At 59.7% G+C, this 14664-nt stretch carries 12 protein-coding genes and 1 pseudogene; 8 read left to right on the top strand and 5 right to left on the bottom strand.

What is annotated here, in order from left to right; all coding sequences use genetic code 11:
* Positions 1-303 precede the first annotated feature (303 nt).
* The 4 genes from FH08_RS0121985 to FH08_RS0121970 all read left to right on the top strand — a co-directional run bounded on the left by FH08_RS0121985 (position 304) and on the right by FH08_RS0121970 (position 7132).
* Complete coding sequence (locus tag FH08_RS0121985) at positions 304-1554, top strand: formylglycine-generating enzyme family protein (protein WP_235210450.1); 1251 nt, start codon at positions 304-306, stop codon at positions 1552-1554.
* Positions 1555-1612: 58 nt separating this feature from the next.
* On the top strand, positions 1613-2668 hold the full coding sequence (locus FH08_RS0121980; protein WP_031360423.1) for an HAD family hydrolase: 1056 nt from the start codon (positions 1613-1615) through the stop codon (positions 2666-2668).
* Between the two features lie 123 nt (positions 2669-2791).
* Positions 2792-4483, top strand: a complete 1692-nt coding sequence (locus FH08_RS0121975) for an arylsulfatase (RefSeq protein WP_031360422.1) — start codon at positions 2792-2794, stop codon at positions 4481-4483.
* 66 nt (positions 4484-4549) lie between these two features.
* Positions 4550-7132, top strand: a complete 2583-nt coding sequence (locus tag FH08_RS0121970; protein ID WP_051888436.1) for a fused MFS/spermidine synthase — start codon at positions 4550-4552, stop codon at positions 7130-7132.
* A 235-nt stretch (positions 7133-7367) separates the two neighbouring features.
* Here FH08_RS0121970 and FH08_RS0121965 read toward each other — a convergent pair whose 3' ends face one another.
* The gene (locus FH08_RS0121965; RefSeq protein ID WP_031360420.1) at positions 7368-7766 is read right to left on the bottom strand and encodes a hypothetical protein; all 399 of its coding nucleotides are present in this window, start codon (positions 7764-7766) and stop codon (positions 7368-7370) included.
* A gap of 504 nt (positions 7767-8270) precedes the next feature.
* Between FH08_RS0121965 and FH08_RS52615 the strand changes: the two genes are divergently transcribed.
* Positions 8271-8756, top strand: coding sequence for a hypothetical protein (locus tag FH08_RS52615; RefSeq protein ID WP_160172492.1), 486 nt, complete (start codon positions 8271-8273; stop codon positions 8754-8756).
* A 2-nt stretch (positions 8757-8758) separates the two neighbouring features.
* Here the strand turns inward: FH08_RS52615 and FH08_RS0121955 are convergent, their stop codons facing one another.
* The 4 genes from FH08_RS0121955 to FH08_RS0121940 all read right to left on the bottom strand — a co-directional run bounded on the left by FH08_RS0121955 (position 8759) and on the right by FH08_RS0121940 (position 11987).
* Entirely contained in the window at positions 8759-9577 is an 819-nt protein-coding gene (locus FH08_RS0121955; RefSeq protein WP_152602888.1) for a DUF2092 domain-containing protein, read from the bottom strand.
* Positions 9578-9586: 9 nt separating this feature from the next.
* Entirely contained in the window at positions 9587-10561 is a 975-nt protein-coding gene (locus FH08_RS0121950) for a SphA family protein (RefSeq protein WP_035566895.1), read from the bottom strand.
* A 34-nt stretch (positions 10562-10595) separates the two neighbouring features.
* Positions 10596-11048 carry a glycine zipper domain-containing protein gene (locus FH08_RS0121945; RefSeq protein WP_031360416.1) on the bottom strand — a complete coding sequence of 151 codons (453 nt, stop codon included), beginning with the start codon at positions 11046-11048 and terminating at the stop codon, positions 10596-10598.
* A gap of 138 nt (positions 11049-11186) precedes the next feature.
* Positions 11187-11987, bottom strand: a complete 801-nt coding sequence (locus tag FH08_RS0121940) for a hypothetical protein (protein WP_235210448.1) — start codon at positions 11985-11987, stop codon at positions 11187-11189.
* A gap of 726 nt (positions 11988-12713) precedes the next feature.
* On the opposite strand from FH08_RS0121940, the gene FH08_RS0121935 reads away from it, so the two are divergent.
* The 3 genes and pseudogenes from FH08_RS0121935 to FH08_RS0121925 form a co-directional block, all read left to right on the top strand.
* Positions 12714-13118 (top strand): helix-turn-helix domain-containing protein, encoded by a 405-nt coding sequence (locus tag FH08_RS0121935; RefSeq protein WP_031360414.1) that lies wholly within the window; start codon positions 12714-12716, stop codon positions 13116-13118.
* A 75-nt stretch (positions 13119-13193) separates the two neighbouring features.
* Positions 13194-13835, top strand: coding sequence for a copper-binding protein (locus tag FH08_RS0121930; RefSeq protein WP_031360413.1), 642 nt, complete (start codon positions 13194-13196; stop codon positions 13833-13835).
* Between the two features lie 86 nt (positions 13836-13921).
* Positions 13922-14539, top strand: a pseudogene (locus tag FH08_RS0121925) (DUF2252 family protein); the annotation flags it as partial.
* Between the last annotated feature and the right edge of the window lie 125 nt (positions 14540-14664).

Raw genomic sequence — 14664 nt, 5'->3', positions numbered from 1 at the left:
AAACAAATATGAGATTGGTGGCAACTAACGAAGACTAATTTACACACTGTAAGACGCAATGGACGGTCCATGTGCGCGTGAAAAAACGCGCCGCGGGGTAGCTGTTTGCATCGCGTTCATTCGAATATGCCGGGTTATCGGCGAGGCTTGGGACACTATCCACTGGCTCACTGGAATAGCAACAGATTGAATTGCCTGCTTATCGCGGTAATGTTTAGTCATACTTATTTTGTCTCGCGCAGCGGGAAATGAATATGCCGGGAATCCATGCACGGCGCCCTGATCGGCGTGAGGTAACAGGCCATGAGCGTACAAAAGCGTATGTCCCGCAAAGCGGATGAAGTCCCAGCGAGCGCCAGCGCGTCCACCGGATCTAAAACTGGTGCGAAGCCTTATCGCAAGTTGCTGCTTTGGGGCGCGCTGCTGGTGATCCTGCCGGCTGCTGTCGGTGCGGCGGTGAGCTGGGCGGTCACTTCACGTGCCACGCCGCATCAGCAGATCGTCTACGGCGACGGCACGCGGGGTCCGCTCGCCATGGCCTGGATACCGGCCGGACAGTTTGAAATGGGAAGCGACTCAAAGCAGGCGCAGGCGAATGAGCGTCCGGCGCACAAGGTCCGTGTGCACGGCTTCTGGATGGATCGTCACCACGTCACCAACGCGGAATTCGCCAAGTTCGTGGCAGCCACCGGGTACGTCACGACAGCGGAGAAGAAGCCGGACTGGGAGTCGCTGAAAGTCCAGCTTCCGCCCGGCACGCCACAACCGCCCGACAGCGCGATGGTGGCAGGCGCCATGGTTTTCGTGGGCACGACGCAACCGGTCCCGCTGGAAGACTATTCCCGCTGGTGGCGTTATGTACCCGGAGCGGACTGGCGTCATCCCACCGGTCCGGACAGCGACATAGCCGGCAAGGACGACCACCCTGTTGTGCAGGTCTCGTATGAAGATGCGCAGGCGTACGCAAAGTGGGCCGGCAAGCGGCTGCCGACCGAAGCGGAATGGGAATTTGCGGCACGAGGCGGCCTCGATCAAGCCACCTACGCATGGGGTAACCAGTTCGCGCCGAATGGCAAGCAGATGGCCAACGTCTGGCAAGGCCAGCAGCCCCAGTCGTTTCCAGTGGTGAACCCGAAAGCCGGCGGGGCGCTCGGCACCAGCCCGGTCGGAACGTTCCCGGCCAACGGTTACGGGCTATCGGATATGACGGGCAACGCGTGGCAGTGGGTCGCCGACTGGTATCGAGCGGATCAGTTCAGACGCGAGGCTTCCACCGGAGGCGTCATCGACAACCCCGCGGGCCCGGCGGACTCTTGGGACCCGGCGGATGCAAGCGCGGGCGTACCCGTGGAGGCGCCCAAGCGGGTGACACGCGGCGGCTCATTTCTCTGCAACGAGACCTATTGCCTGAGCTACCGGCCAAGCGCGCGGCGCGGTACCGATCCCTATAACAGCATGTCGCATCTCGGCTTCAGGCTCGTGATGGACGAGAGCACATGGGCAGACACACGGCAGCGGCAGCAACTTGCACGCGCCGACGTGCCGGTCAAATAAGCCTGCATTCCGCTCACCCGTTTTGATCATTGAATGGCGTTACATACAAGGAGTCCTGATGCAGTTTCACCGCCGACGAGAGTGGTTACGTCGCGTCTCCGCTCTCCTGGGCAGCGCGTTGGTCGCCCTGTCGTTCGCCGGTTGTGCCGGCGCGGGAAGCACGAGTGCCGCGCAGCCGATGACGTCAGGCACGGCGAACGCCTTGCCCTCCTGGCGTGATGGAGCAGCGAAGCAGACGATCACAAAGTTCGTCGGCGATGTCACCCGCGAGGGATCGCCGAGCTTCGTCGCACCCGCCGAGCGTATTGCCGTGTTCGACAACGACGGCACGTTGTGGAGCGAGCAGCCCCTGTATTTCCAGTTCCTCTTCATGCTCGATCAAGTCAAGGCTGCAGCGCCAAACCATCCTGAATGGAAGAGCAACCCCGCGTTCAAGGCGCTGGTTGCTCACGACTATCCGGAGCTCGCCAGCCACGAAAAAGAATTGCTGCGACTGCTGGCTGTCGCGAACAGCGGCATGACCGTCGACGAATACGACAAGACCATCCGTGACTGGCTGGCGACCGCACAACACCCCAAATTCAAACGGCCGTACACCGAGCTTGTCTATCAGCCGCAACTGGAACTGCTCGCTTATCTGCGCGCGAACGGGTTCAAGACGTTCATCGTTTCAGGAGGCACGATCGAATTCATGCGTCCGTGGGCCGAGAAGATCTACGGTATTCCGCCCGAGCAGGTGATCGGTTCTAGCCAGGTCGTCCGGTACGAACTGCGCAATGGTCAGCCGACGCTCACGCGCTTGCCGAAGATCGATTTCGTCGATGACGGTGCGGGCAAGCCTGTGGGCATCTATCGAAACATCGGCCGCAAGCCGATTCTCGCGTTCGGCAATTCAGACGGTGATTTGCAGATGCTGCAGTACACAGCCTCAGGCAATGGCCCGCATCTCGCGCTGCTGGTCCATCACGACGACGCGGTGCGTGAGTTCGCATACGACCGTCAATCGAAGATAGGCAAGCTGGACAAAGCCTGGGACGAAGCCGTAACGCAAGGATGGACCGTAGTGAGCATGAAGGATGACTGGCAGACGATCTATCCCGGATCGAAGCCCTGAGCGGCAAATAAGCGGCGCTAGAGAAATATCGATTCGCAATCTACCTGCAAGTCGAGCAAGCCAATCCGCGCTGCCCGGACAGAGTGGCACGGAGACTGGAATCAACGTCATTGGAGCAACACGATGAGACCTTTGTTCAAGAAAGGGCGCTATGCAGCGGGGGCCTCGCTTATAGCCCTCGCTGTGATTTGCGCTTTGGTCATCCCGCCGACCAATGCCCCGGCTCAAACGCAGGGTGCGGTCAAACCGGCTACGCCCGCAGCAACGAGTGCGGCCAAACCCGCTAATCAAAGTAGCACCAAGCCGAACATCCTTGTGATTTTCGGCGACGATATCGGCCAGTCGAATGTCAGTGCTTACACGCACGGTCTGATGGGTTACAAGACGCCGAACATCGACCGGATTGCGGCAGAAGGGATGATGTTCACGGACTACTACGCGGAGAATAGCTGTACTGCCGGACGTTCGTCGTTCATCACCGGCCAGGTGCCGCTGCGCACGGGGCTATCCAAGGTCGGTGCGCCCGGTGCGCCGGTCGGTCTGCAAAAAGGTGACATGACCATTGCGCAGGCGCTCAAGCCCCTTGGTTATGCAACCGGTCAGTTCGGCAAGAATCACCTTGGCGACAAGAACGAATACCTGCCGACCAATCACGGTTTCGACGAGTTCTACGGCAACCTCTATCACCTGAATGCTGAGGAAGAGCCCGATCGTCCGTATTGGCCGCAAGACAAGAATGACCCGTATGTGAAGAACTTTTCGCCACGCGGCGTGATTCACAGCACGGCTGACGGCAAGGTGGAAGATACCGGCCCGCTTAACGAGAAGCGGATGGAAACCATCGACGATGAAACTGGCGCGAAGGCAGCCGACTTCATCACCAAGCAAGCCAAGGCCGGCACCCCATTCTTCGTCTGGATGAACTTCACGCGCATGCATGTGTTCACGCACGTGAGGCCCGAGTTCAAAGGCAAGAGCGGCATGCCCGGAAATGAATACGCGGACGGGATGTGGGAGCACGATCAGGACGTCGGCAAGTTGCTCAAGCTGCTCGATGACCTGAAGATCGAGAAGAACACCATCGTGATCTATACGACCGACAATGGGCCGAACATGTTCTCCTGGCCCGACGCAGCCATGACGCCGTTCCGCAGCGAGAAGGACTCCAACTGGGAGGGTGCGTTCCGAGTCCCGGCCATGGTGCGCTGGCCAGGCGTGATCAAGCCGGGCGAGGTGTCGAATGAGCTGTTCTCCGGGCTTGACTGGTTCCCGACGCTGCTCGCTGCAGCGGGTGACAGCGGCGTGAAGGACCGGCTGCTCAAGGGGTGGTCACCGAAAGCGGGCGGCGCGAGCTTCAAGGATCACCTCGACGGCTACAACCAGCTCCCGTATCTGACGGGCAAGGCGCCCAAGAGTGCACGCACGGAGTTTTATTACTTCGATGACGACGGGCAGCTGGTTGCGATGCGATGGGACCAGGACGGCATGGCCTGGAAGGCGGTCTTCTGCGAGCAACGCGCACCGGGCAACCTGAATATCTGGCAGAACCCGTTCACGTGCCTGCGCTTACCGAAGATTTTCAACCTGCGCATGGACCCTTACGAGCGAGCGGACGTCACGTCGGATCAATACAACGACTGGTTGGTGAAGAACGCTTACCTGACTGGCATCGCGACATTGAAGGCATCGACGTTCCTTCAGACCTTCGTCGCTTATCCGCCAAGTCAGAGACCAGCGAGTTTTAGTGTCGATGCAGTCCGCCGGCAAGTGGACAAAAAGATCGACGAGTCGTTCAAGAAGCGCGGTCTGGAGTAAGCCGTCACCATGCCGCGTCCTTCGGTTCGACAACCGGAGGACGCGGCTTCTTTTGTGAATAAGCCAATGACCCAGACGCTCGCTACCCGTGCCAAAGCGATGCATCGCGACAAACGCGAACGCACGCAACGTGAGATCGCGACACGTGCGCGCACTCAACCGGTCGCACCCGATGTCCCGGGTTTTCACACCGCTTGGGCCGCACTCCTTCTGTTTGCATCCGGCGCGGCATCGCTGATCTATCAGGTCTTGTGGATCAAGCAACTTACACTCGTTGTCGGTGCCGAGGTACTGGCAGTGACCACCGGCGTCAGCGCCTTTTTTGCGGGTCTCGCGTTGGGCGGATGGGTGTTCGGCCGGCTCGCCGATCGCCAGCAATATCCGCTGCGTGTCTATGCAAGCCTGGAAATCGGCGTGTCGATATTGGCCGTTGGCGCAACGTTCGGCCTCGCTCACTCAGCCCAGCCGTTCGCGGCGCTGCAAGATAATGTTGGCCCGCTGGCCTGGCTCCTGCCCTTTGCGCTTGTCGGCATTCCCGCCGTCCTGATGGGCGGTACGCTGCCGGTCCTGATGCGCGCAGTGGCGCCTAAAGCCATGCATATCGGCCGTGCTGGCGGTCGGTTGTATGCGGCCAACACCGCCGGCGCGATCGCTGGCACGTTGGTCGTCCCATTTGTCCTGATACCCGCGCTCGGCGTGTTGGGCAGTGCCCTCGCCGCCGCTGCGCTGAATGTCGCTGCTGCGTTGGTCGCGCTGGTTCTCGGGCGCCGCGTGCATGCGCCTGTTCTGGTTGCAGCCTCTCCTCCTTCAGCAACTGCGGGTCGCGCCCGCCTTGCCCTCGTGCTGTATGCGCTGGCCGGCGGCATCGCGCTGGGCTACGAGGTCGTGTGGTCACAAGCCATCGTCCAGTTCATCAGTACCCGCAGCTTCGCCTTCTCGATCGTGCTGGCCACCTACTTGTGCGGTCTCGTGCTTGGGAGCGCCCTGGTGTCGCGTCATGTCGACCGTGCACGTGATCCGTGGGGAGCGTTCGCGCTGCTGATAGCGGCGGCCGGTCTTGTTGCCCTGCTGGAGATTGCCTTACTCGGCGACTGGTTGTTACAAGGGCAGGCACAGATAGCCAGCGCGGTCTTCGCTGCAACGGGAAACATGTTCGCCGCCATGTGCGTGCGCTTCGCGCTTGCAGGTCTGTGCATCGTCTTCGTTCCGACTCTGTTGCTGGGTGCCGCGTTCCCTTTCGCAATGCGCCTTGGCGTGAACAGCAGCCGCGTAGGACGCGACGTCGGCGTCGTCATCGCGATGAACACAGCGGGCGGCATAGCGGGCACGATGCTCGCCGGCTTCGTCCTGGTGCCAAAGCTAGGCATGGTTCATGCGCTTGCGGCACTGGCCCTCGCGGCGAGCGTAGTGGGACTGATCGCGGTCTTTCGCGGTTTTGGCACCCGAATATTCGCGCGCGGGAGCGTGCTTGCCTTAGCCGCATGTGCGCTATGCGCCGCAGTGTTCACGCCATCCGACCGGCTCGCCACGATGCTCACCAAAGCCCGCGGCGGCGACCTGACCTTTTATGCGGAAAGCGAAGGGGGAACCGTTGCAGTCGTTGCGCAAAGGTCCGGCGAGAATCGCTTTGAACGCCTGTACATTCAAGGCGTTTCCAATTCCGGCGATGCCATGACATCGCTGCGCTACATGCGCTTGCAAGCCATGCTGCCGCTGATCATTCATCGCGACACGCCGCGCTCGGCACTGGTGATCGGCTTGGGGACCGGTATCACGGGCGGGGCGTTGTTGCCTTATCCCGGTCTCGAACACCGCGTTGTTGCCGAATTGCTTCCGGCTGTCGTGCGTGCGGTACCGCAATTCAAGGGCAACTATGGCGTGAGCACAGACCCGCGCATGGAGATCCGGTTGCACGACGGGCGACGCGAACTACTGCGCAATCCGCAGCGGTACGACCTGATCACGCTGGAGCCGCCGCCGCCTTCGGCCGCGGGTGTCGTCAACTTATACTCGTCGGATTTTTATCGGCTGGCAGCGTCGCGTCTGCAAGCGGGCGGCCTCGTCGCACAATGGCTGCCCCTGCCCACGCAAAACGAGGAAGACACGCGTGCGTTGATCAAGAGCTTCGCGCAAGTGTTTCCCTACGCGACGATGTGGACCACCGAACTACACGAAATGATGCTGGTGGGTTCAATGGAACCGATCGAGCTCGACGTGCCGCGCATTAGCAAACGCTTCGCGCAACCGGGCGTTGCTGCGGCGCTCCGCGAGGTGGGAATTGCCTCTCCCGCCGCGCTGCTCGCCACATGGATAACGGATCGCGCCGGCCTCGAGTACTACGCCGCCGATGCGCAACCGGTGACCGACAACCGACCAGGAATTGAATACGCTGCATGGGTACGCAGTGCCGACTTTCCCAAGGTGTTAGCTCAGTTGCTGGCCTTGCGCAGCGAGCCGCCGCTACATGGAGCAGATAACGCGTTCCTCGAAGCCATGCAAACTGAACGCGGCACGTTGCAAGCTTTCTACGATGCGGGGCTGGCCGCTTATCGCGGCGATCGCGATGCGTGGCAGGCGAATATCCGCCGAGTCATGCGCGACGATGGAAGCAATCCGTACTACCGTTGGTTTGTCGGTGCACGTGGTTAGCGTGACTGCAAGGGCTCCCGTAATGGCGCGGACCCTGAACATCTCCGCATGCAGGTGTCAGCCGGGGCGGCGCACTTGCGCTCGCCCGGCCGCGAGAACTACTGTGCTAGCCCGCTCACATTCGCTCTCGGCAGGATTCCAGTTACGCGCGCCAATACTTCAATACGACATGCCGGGTGAGATGACCGCGGGAGAGGTAATCGGCTTCCTCACGAATGCATCGAATGGATGCCGGTCATGCACACTCCCGGTCACGCTCCTGATGACGCGCGCGCAATGCATGCAAATGGACGTTCGCACGCTCGGCGGCAACCAGTTCGCGCTTGCCTTTCAAGGTCGCGCTTTTGAACCGGGGGTCGCCCATCGCGGCGACGTACTTGTCCCACCGATACTTCTGATAGCGCCGGAAAAAATCCGGCCCGGGCAGGCCGTTGTCGCATGCAAGCAGCACACCATAGTCGATATCAGACCCATCGTTGAGTTCCCGCAGAGCGGCATCGAGTACCTCATATCGCCGGGTCAGCGGAACCGTGCGCTCAAACAGGACATGGAAACGTTTGTACGGTAATACCGTACTTTGCAGCGCGGCCCGTTCAAGTGCTCGGATGACAAGGGGCAACGGATTCGGGTCCATACGAGTCTCCGGTTGAACAACATTTATCGTCACGCACTATCGGCCTAAACAAAAACTTCGTTCCGGTCAGGCCCGTGCGATTGAGGTAAGAAATCGACGCGCGTCTCTTGGTCCGCGATCACGCCATCTTGTTTCGACCCGCTTTTGCTGCGGAGAAATTCAACGAGCTATCAGGGGCGATCAGGTTGAATCGCGTGTTTGTGGCGACATGCCCCCGGCTATTGCCAATATCGCCAACTCGAAAAGCACCCGTCGCGCAAGCGTCCTGCGATTGAGCTTGATCGAACTGACCAGCGTGCGAACCGTGAAAACATTCGTAGTGCGCATGATCAGGAATGACCGTTCCCTCCGCCCAAAATGTCTGCGCTGAAATTGGCTAGCCCGGCCGGCGTCGATTACCGAACGTGCCGGCTGGGCTATCGATGCGCCTCATCTGGGCGCCGTGACAACGATGTACTGCACCTGAGTTCCAACGTATTGCGGCTGATACCAGTTCGGCCCGCAATGCTGGTAAGCAATGCCATTCACGACGATGCTCGAGCAACTCGGCGGCAACGATGCAACCGTCGCGCCAACCACTACCGCCGTCGTAACGCCAACTGCGACGCCGACTGCTACCGGGTTCGCATACCAGCCGTCATCGTGGTAGTGATCATCGTGGTGGTGATCATCATCATCGTGGTGACCGTCGTCATGGTGACCGTCGTCGTGGTGACCGTCGTCATGGTGACCGTCGTCGTGGTGGTCGTCCCCACCGCCACCGTTGTGACCGCCTCCGCTGTTGTTACCACCGCCGTTGTGATCGCCGCCGCCGTTGCTGCCACCACCGCCGTTGCTGCCACCGCCACCACCACCGCCATGAAAACCGCCTCCTGGTGGCGCGTGAATACTCGTGCGCGCGCCGCCGCGGAAACCGAACGCGTGGACACTCAACGACGTCGCAAGAAAGACACCGGCAATACCAGCAGCCGCAAGTTGTTTTGTGCGTGACATCATTCGCTCTCCTCGTACGGCGTACGCGTAGCAGGCTTCAGCTCGATAGCTTTCGCATTCGCCGCAGGCCGGAAAGTAAAGGTCGACGCGGAAAAATCCGGATTGAGTGTCCAGTGATAGGTCACGACGTGTCGTGGACGAGCGTCCTGGGTTGTATCGATAATCTCCATGCGACACGGCAACTGACGTGTTCCGCTCTGGATCCAGAGCTCCCAGTCGGCGCCCTTCTGCTGATACGCGTAGTGATTGCACCAGCGCGTGTCCACTCGCTCCAGTCCGATGAAAAGCGCGGACGTCAATGTGACGTCATCTACCTTGCCGTTGCCCCAGTAAAACAAATCCGCAAGGGGGGTATCGATGTTGTATGTCGTCGATAACTCCCGGACCAGCAGATCGATCGTGTCGGGCGCGGGGTTCTTTGAGTAGTAACCTTCCGCCGTATTGAAGATGGTGAATGTCCTGCCGTCGTAGATCAGCCCCTTCGAACCACGGTTTCCGGCGATGTCCGCGCGCATGCGATTCGGCCGCTCCACCTTCAGATCTGTTTCGTGAAGAAACGAGACGGTTTGTCCGCTGTCGAGAACGGCATCGGTAGCAGAGGTCGTGCTCACTTCGAAGCGGCTCAGTGAGCGCAGATAGCGTCCCATGGACGACAACGCATCGATAGCCTGCTTCTGGCGCTCGGGTTGCACGGCTGCCGCTGGTGTGCCCCCCGCAGCGCTCGCGGGCACGGGGCTTGTTTGCGCGAATGCATTGACCGCGGTGATGCCCAACGCGATAAGCACACCGCGTATTGGTCGGTGATAGTGTCGTTGCACGTCGCCCCCTTATTGAAAAGTGGCGCTGATTGAAAGTTCGACCGCATTCCCCTTCGGGCGGTCACGCGCTGCAAATTCATTGACCCATCGCAACGATGCCGACACAGGTGTGCTGCTCAGCTTCCCTGACCAGGTTGCCATCGGGCCGATCCCGAGAGAGTGGCCGGCGGTACCGCCGGTCACCTCGGCAAGGCCGCCGGTGTCTTGGCCGAGCTGCTGAATCCAGCCACCGACCACACCAACACCCCATCCTCCGGTAAAGCGTTTGAGTGCAAGCAGGTCGAGCACGCTGAGCGGCGCGTTGTGATAGTGCGTCTCGTTGTTGGCCGTATAGAACTCGACGCCGTAGTTCGCTGACAGCTCGATGTTGTGCTCGGGCAGGAGTTTCGTGTACGCAACGGTCGGTATAAACGTCCACGTGTTCAGACCCGGGTTTGCCAGGCGGTTCACGTTATAAGCCCCGGTGGGCGCGTACATCTGGACGCTCAAGGCAATATGGTCAGTCTTCGTCAGGTGATAGCCGGCCACCACAGGCGTGAAGAAGATGTCGGTGAACTGGGTGCCGCTGTCGTTGGGCAGCCGGCCGTTGAACGACGAGATCGACGTGTATTGAAACGGCACGCCAAACGACGACGCGAAATTCCATCCACCAGCGGTGATGCCCCACGTCTTCACGGCGTTCAGGATGGTGTACTCGATGTGATAGTTGAGGCCGGCAGACACCGTCCCCGCGATTGGAATCGACTTGGTTTTCCCGAGCGATCCTTCGTAATAGATCGTCGAAACAGAAAAGATCCAGTCGGACGTGGGCGGCACAATGCCCATGTAAGGCGCGATCTGCATGCCTGTTAGCGGGCGGCCGAGACCGCTTTCAGTCGCGCGGCCGGCAGTTGGGATGCCAAGCACAACAGTGGCGAACGCGAACGCGGTCAGCTCCCGTTGCCAGCTTTTGCGCGCACCAGCCCGCTTGTTGTACGTGTCCATCCTTGCTCCTTCGCTAAATGGTTTTCGCAATCAACTACTGGACGGTGTAACCACGCCCTTGCATGCATGCGCCGTAGGCACGCCAATACGTGTTCATCTCGGCTTGCTGGTTCGCTTGTGCGTTCTGTGCCTGGGCGGCGTGCTGCCGACGGCTACGTACGCCGCCCGCTACTGCCCCGGCTGTTGCGCCGACCGCCGCACCGTGTCCCGGGTCGTTGTGGTTCACGTCGCCAATGAGCGCACCAGCCGCAGCGCCACGAGCCGCCCCGCCCACTCGAGCGCCCGTAGGTCCCTGCGGCGGTGGCGGAGTGCCCGCGACGACCGCCGGATCGATGCCCGTGTTTTGCTTGGCCCAGGCGTAGCAGGCGCCATCGTCCTGCGATTGCTTGCTCGGGCTTTGTCCATGCGCCGGATACACCGCGGGCTTGGCCGCAAACGCAGCGCCGCCTGTCATGGCGAGTGCCGCCGTCAAGAAAATTGCTTTCATACCAACCTCAATATCAATTAGCAAAACTTACCTTCGCACTAAGCCCACTCGATTCGATGTCAACCTGCTCCGGCTTTCTCTGGTTTCACAAGTTGCCACGTTCCATTCAACACCGACGTTTCATGGAAACGCCGTCCGTCATCTGCCGAAAGTCATGTTCAAACCTGCAAAAATAGTGAATTGCGGAACACCCCGCCCGGAATGAGCCACCGAATACTGCGGCTCTATATACGCGTTGTAGATGGTTGATCCGCTCTTCCACGCCTTGCCGCCGCCCAGCCCGACAGGGATGTAATAGCTTCCTTGCTGCAGGTCGAAGGTCCAGGTGCCGGTCGAGCGCACATACCATCCCCCGGGCAAGTTGAAGATGCCGAAAGGCTGGGCAGTCAGCGTCTGCACGGCCGGGCGGTTATCCTGCCCGGCAAACGAGTGTTGCCACTGGACCAGCGCGCCCAACAGCCGCTCCTTCGTCGCACTGACCGCGACTGCTGCAAGACCGGCTTGCCACTTCCCTGTCCCCAGGCTCGGGTCGGTAGCGCTCGGCATGGTGATCAGCGGTCCGACGCCAATCTGCATGCCCTCCTGAGAGAGCAGGAAGATATCGAAAAGGTTGATATCGCCCAATCCCGTGTTGTATCCGCCACTGGGATCGGGACGGGTACTGACTGGCACGGTTGCGCGGAAGATCTGCGGCACGCCTATTAGAGCGTTCGGCCCGATTGGAATGGTTGGGCGCAGCAATAGATCATTAGTGTGCGAACTCGCGCCAAATACGCTGGGCGTGTAGTAATTTTGAATATTGAATGAAGCGGCCAGATTCAGCGGATTATTGCTTTTATTGGCCTCATCCGCGGCGCTTTGCGCGAACGCCAGATTCGTCCAGGCCGTAATAAACAAGCCTGAGAGCGATATTCGAACGAACAGCCGCCGATGCTTCATTAATTTTCTCAATGTTAATTTCACAAGGCGCAGAGATCCCTTTGGCGTTAATTGAATAACGCTTTCCGGGCACACGGGCGCGACCCTTCCCGGCTCACGGGCAAAGGGTTTTCGATGATTCTATAAATCGGTTTTCCGCGATATGGGCGGAAGGACGATATGAGTTAAATGGACTGCGTGGAACGAGAAAAAGCCATACGTTAGTCCTCTCAGAGACATAACAGGGCACGTTTGTCCCGTGCGGTTCTGCCTTGCGCGGTGCGTAAGCAGGATTACATTTGTTACGGATGCTAGCAAACGTTTTAGCGTTTGCCAATATTATTTTGTAACTGGCGAATGGCAACTCAATCAAGCGGTATGTTTCAAAATAATGTTAGCAAACGTTAGTAACTATTGTCTTGATCGAGAGGGCCCTTAGACAAAATTTGACTAAATTGCAAGCAGGAAATTTTACATTCAATGGACCCCAAATCCCGAGAAAACGGATATTGGTTAAGAAATCAGCTTCGGAGGCTCTATTTCACTCGCTTCGGGAACAGTGCAATTAACTGACTTAATAATTATTCACTTTGGGATGATTCCGGACACCCACATATTTCCAGAAATTGAAACGGAGTGCCTAAGTGTTGCAAAGCAGAAATTCGGCCGCCCCTGGCAAGCCGGACCTGAAAAACGAACGGCGACCGACTGCCGTGCATTCCTGATGACACAAGGACGAGTGCACAGATGCTCTCTCAGCCCGAGAACCTTCCCAGCGTCGTACGCCGAATGACGGCGGGACAGATGCTGCTCGACGGTGCGTCGGTGGATGACGTTGCCGAGCAGCTTCATTTGTCGATGGCGACGGTGAGACGCTACAAGGCGCTGATCGACGCCGGCGGCCTGGAGGCATTGAAACAGTTAGGCGTGGGCGGACGTTCTTCCGTACTGGATCAGCGAGCCCTTGAGTGGATAGCCGCGGCGCTTCAGGGCTCGGCCAGGGATCATGGCTTTGACAGCGAGGCGTGGACCAACGCGCGGCTGCGGGCGCTGATTGAGTCGAGATACGGCGTCCGTTACTCCCGCGTGTACATCTGGCAGATAGCAACCAATCTTGGACTGGGCCACTTGCTTTCCAAGTCGCGTAGGTAACCCTAGGATTCATCACTCCGGCGGCTCGCCATCATCCGCATCCATCACCATCGCAACAAACCAGAGGATTCCCTAATGACTCGCAAGACTCGCCAACACCCGTCGCGGATTTTCAGCATCAACACACTCAAGGCGGCAATGGTTGTTGCCGCCCTGTTTACCGCGCCGGCGTTTTCACAAGATGCAGCCTCGGGCGCCGCGCCGGGCGGAGTGGGGGGCGCCGCGCCGGGCGGAGTGGGGGGCGCCGCCACCGCGGAAGTCCAGGCACGTGTGGTCGGCATCGACACTGCATCGAATAGCGTCGCGTTGCAGGGGAAAAGCGGAAGAATCGTCGATATTGCCGTGAATCCGGAAGTCGGTGACGTCGGCAAGTTGCAGATCGGCGATATCGTCCATATCAAGTACGAGAACGCCGTGCTGATCCGCGCCACCAAAGTGGCCTCGAACGGTATTCGCGAGCGGGTCGACGAGACCGCGACCATCCCCGCATCTGGCGGAGCGACGGCGACCGCACGTCGGGTGCGAGTGCTGGCGACGGTTCAGAAGGTCGATCATGCGAAGCGGACCATCACGATTCGTGGCCCGAATAAAACCGAAACGCTGCAGGCAGGACCCGACGTTTCGCTAAAGGGAATAAAGGCCGGCGACAGCGTACACGCCGAATTTATTGAAGCGACTGCCGTACTGGTGACACGCAACGGCGCTCCAATAAAGTAAGCAGCCGAAAGGAACAGAAGTCGTGATGCGGACCGGCCGCTCGCGCCAGACGTTGCGTATCCGGTGCGACACATAAAGGAGCGTAGATGGCGACTGAAAACAAGACGGCGTCGCGTATGGCCGCGGGCAAAGCGTACCGCGAGCGCATGGCCCGTTCCGCGCACGCCCGGATTGGAACGATCGACCGCGACCCGATCGAGTTGCTCGAGCAAAACAGCAAGGGCCGGGTAGCACGGCTGATTCCGCTCAGATACGGGCGAATGATGGCGTCGCCTTTTACGTTCTTCAGGGGAAGCGCGATCCTGCAGGCTAACGACCTTGGCAAGATATCGAACACGGGCCTGGTGATGCCCATCTGCGGCGACGCGCATCTGATGAACTTTGGCGGATTCGCGACGCCGGAACGCCAGCTCGTGTTCGACCTTAACGATTTCGATGAAGTCGCGCTCGGCCCGTGGGAATGGGATATCAAGCGGCTGGCCGCAAGCTTCATGGTGGCCGCGCGGCACATGCGCTTAAGCCGCCTGACAGGCGAGAGTCTGGTCCAATCCCTGGTGACGCAGTACCAGGCGCGCATGCAGGAGTACGCACAATACAGCGCCCTGGAGCTTTGGTACGAGCGCATTACTTTCGACCGGATGCTCGAGACTGCCGTCACTCCGGAGCGCAGGCGCGCGTTGCGCAAGGGCATGGAAAAAGCCGCTAGGAGTCTGCGCGGCAGATAGAAATTGGGGTGGTGAGCGACTGACATCGAATGCATATGTGTGAGCGCCGCCGATTTTCACCCGGGGACGGCGAGCGATGCGGCCGATTTGATCACGTTTCGATC

It is taken from the genome of Caballeronia sordidicola (genome assembly GCF_000729995.1).
Classification (GTDB): Bacteria; Pseudomonadota; Gammaproteobacteria; order Burkholderiales; family Burkholderiaceae; genus Caballeronia; species Caballeronia sordidicola_A.
The sequence above is the reverse complement of the archived record's forward strand: the minus strand, read 5'-3'. Positions and strand labels throughout refer to the sequence as shown.

Bases quoted from the DNA above. Each gene is read 5' to 3' on its own strand.
- FH08_RS0121985 (WP_235210450.1), top strand. From the start codon at position 304: ATGAGCGTACAAAAGCGTATGTCCCGCAAAGCGGATGAAGTCCCAGCG.
- FH08_RS0121980 (WP_031360423.1), top strand. From the start codon at position 1,613: ATGCAGTTTCACCGCCGACGAGAGTGGTTACGTCGCGTCTCCGCTCTC.
- FH08_RS0121975 (WP_031360422.1), top strand. From the start codon at position 2,792: ATGAGACCTTTGTTCAAGAAAGGGCGCTATGCAGCGGGGGCCTCGCTT.
- FH08_RS0121970 (WP_051888436.1), top strand. From the start codon at position 4,550: ATGACCCAGACGCTCGCTACCCGTGCCAAAGCGATGCATCGCGACAAA.
- FH08_RS0121965 (WP_031360420.1), bottom strand. From the start codon at position 7,766: ATGGACCCGAATCCGTTGCCCCTTGTCATCCGAGCACTTGAACGGGCC.
- FH08_RS52615 (WP_160172492.1), top strand. From the start codon at position 8,271: ATGCTGGTAAGCAATGCCATTCACGACGATGCTCGAGCAACTCGGCGG.
- FH08_RS0121950 (WP_035566895.1), bottom strand. From the start codon at position 10,561: ATGGACACGTACAACAAGCGGGCTGGTGCGCGCAAAAGCTGGCAACGG.
- FH08_RS0121945 (WP_031360416.1), bottom strand. From the start codon at position 11,048: ATGAAAGCAATTTTCTTGACGGCGGCACTCGCCATGACAGGCGGCGCT.
- FH08_RS0121940 (WP_235210448.1), bottom strand. From the start codon at position 11,987: ATGAAGCATCGGCGGCTGTTCGTTCGAATATCGCTCTCAGGCTTGTTT.
- FH08_RS0121935 (WP_031360414.1), top strand. From the start codon at position 12,714: ATGCTCTCTCAGCCCGAGAACCTTCCCAGCGTCGTACGCCGAATGACG.
- FH08_RS0121930 (WP_031360413.1), top strand. From the start codon at position 13,194: ATGACTCGCAAGACTCGCCAACACCCGTCGCGGATTTTCAGCATCAAC.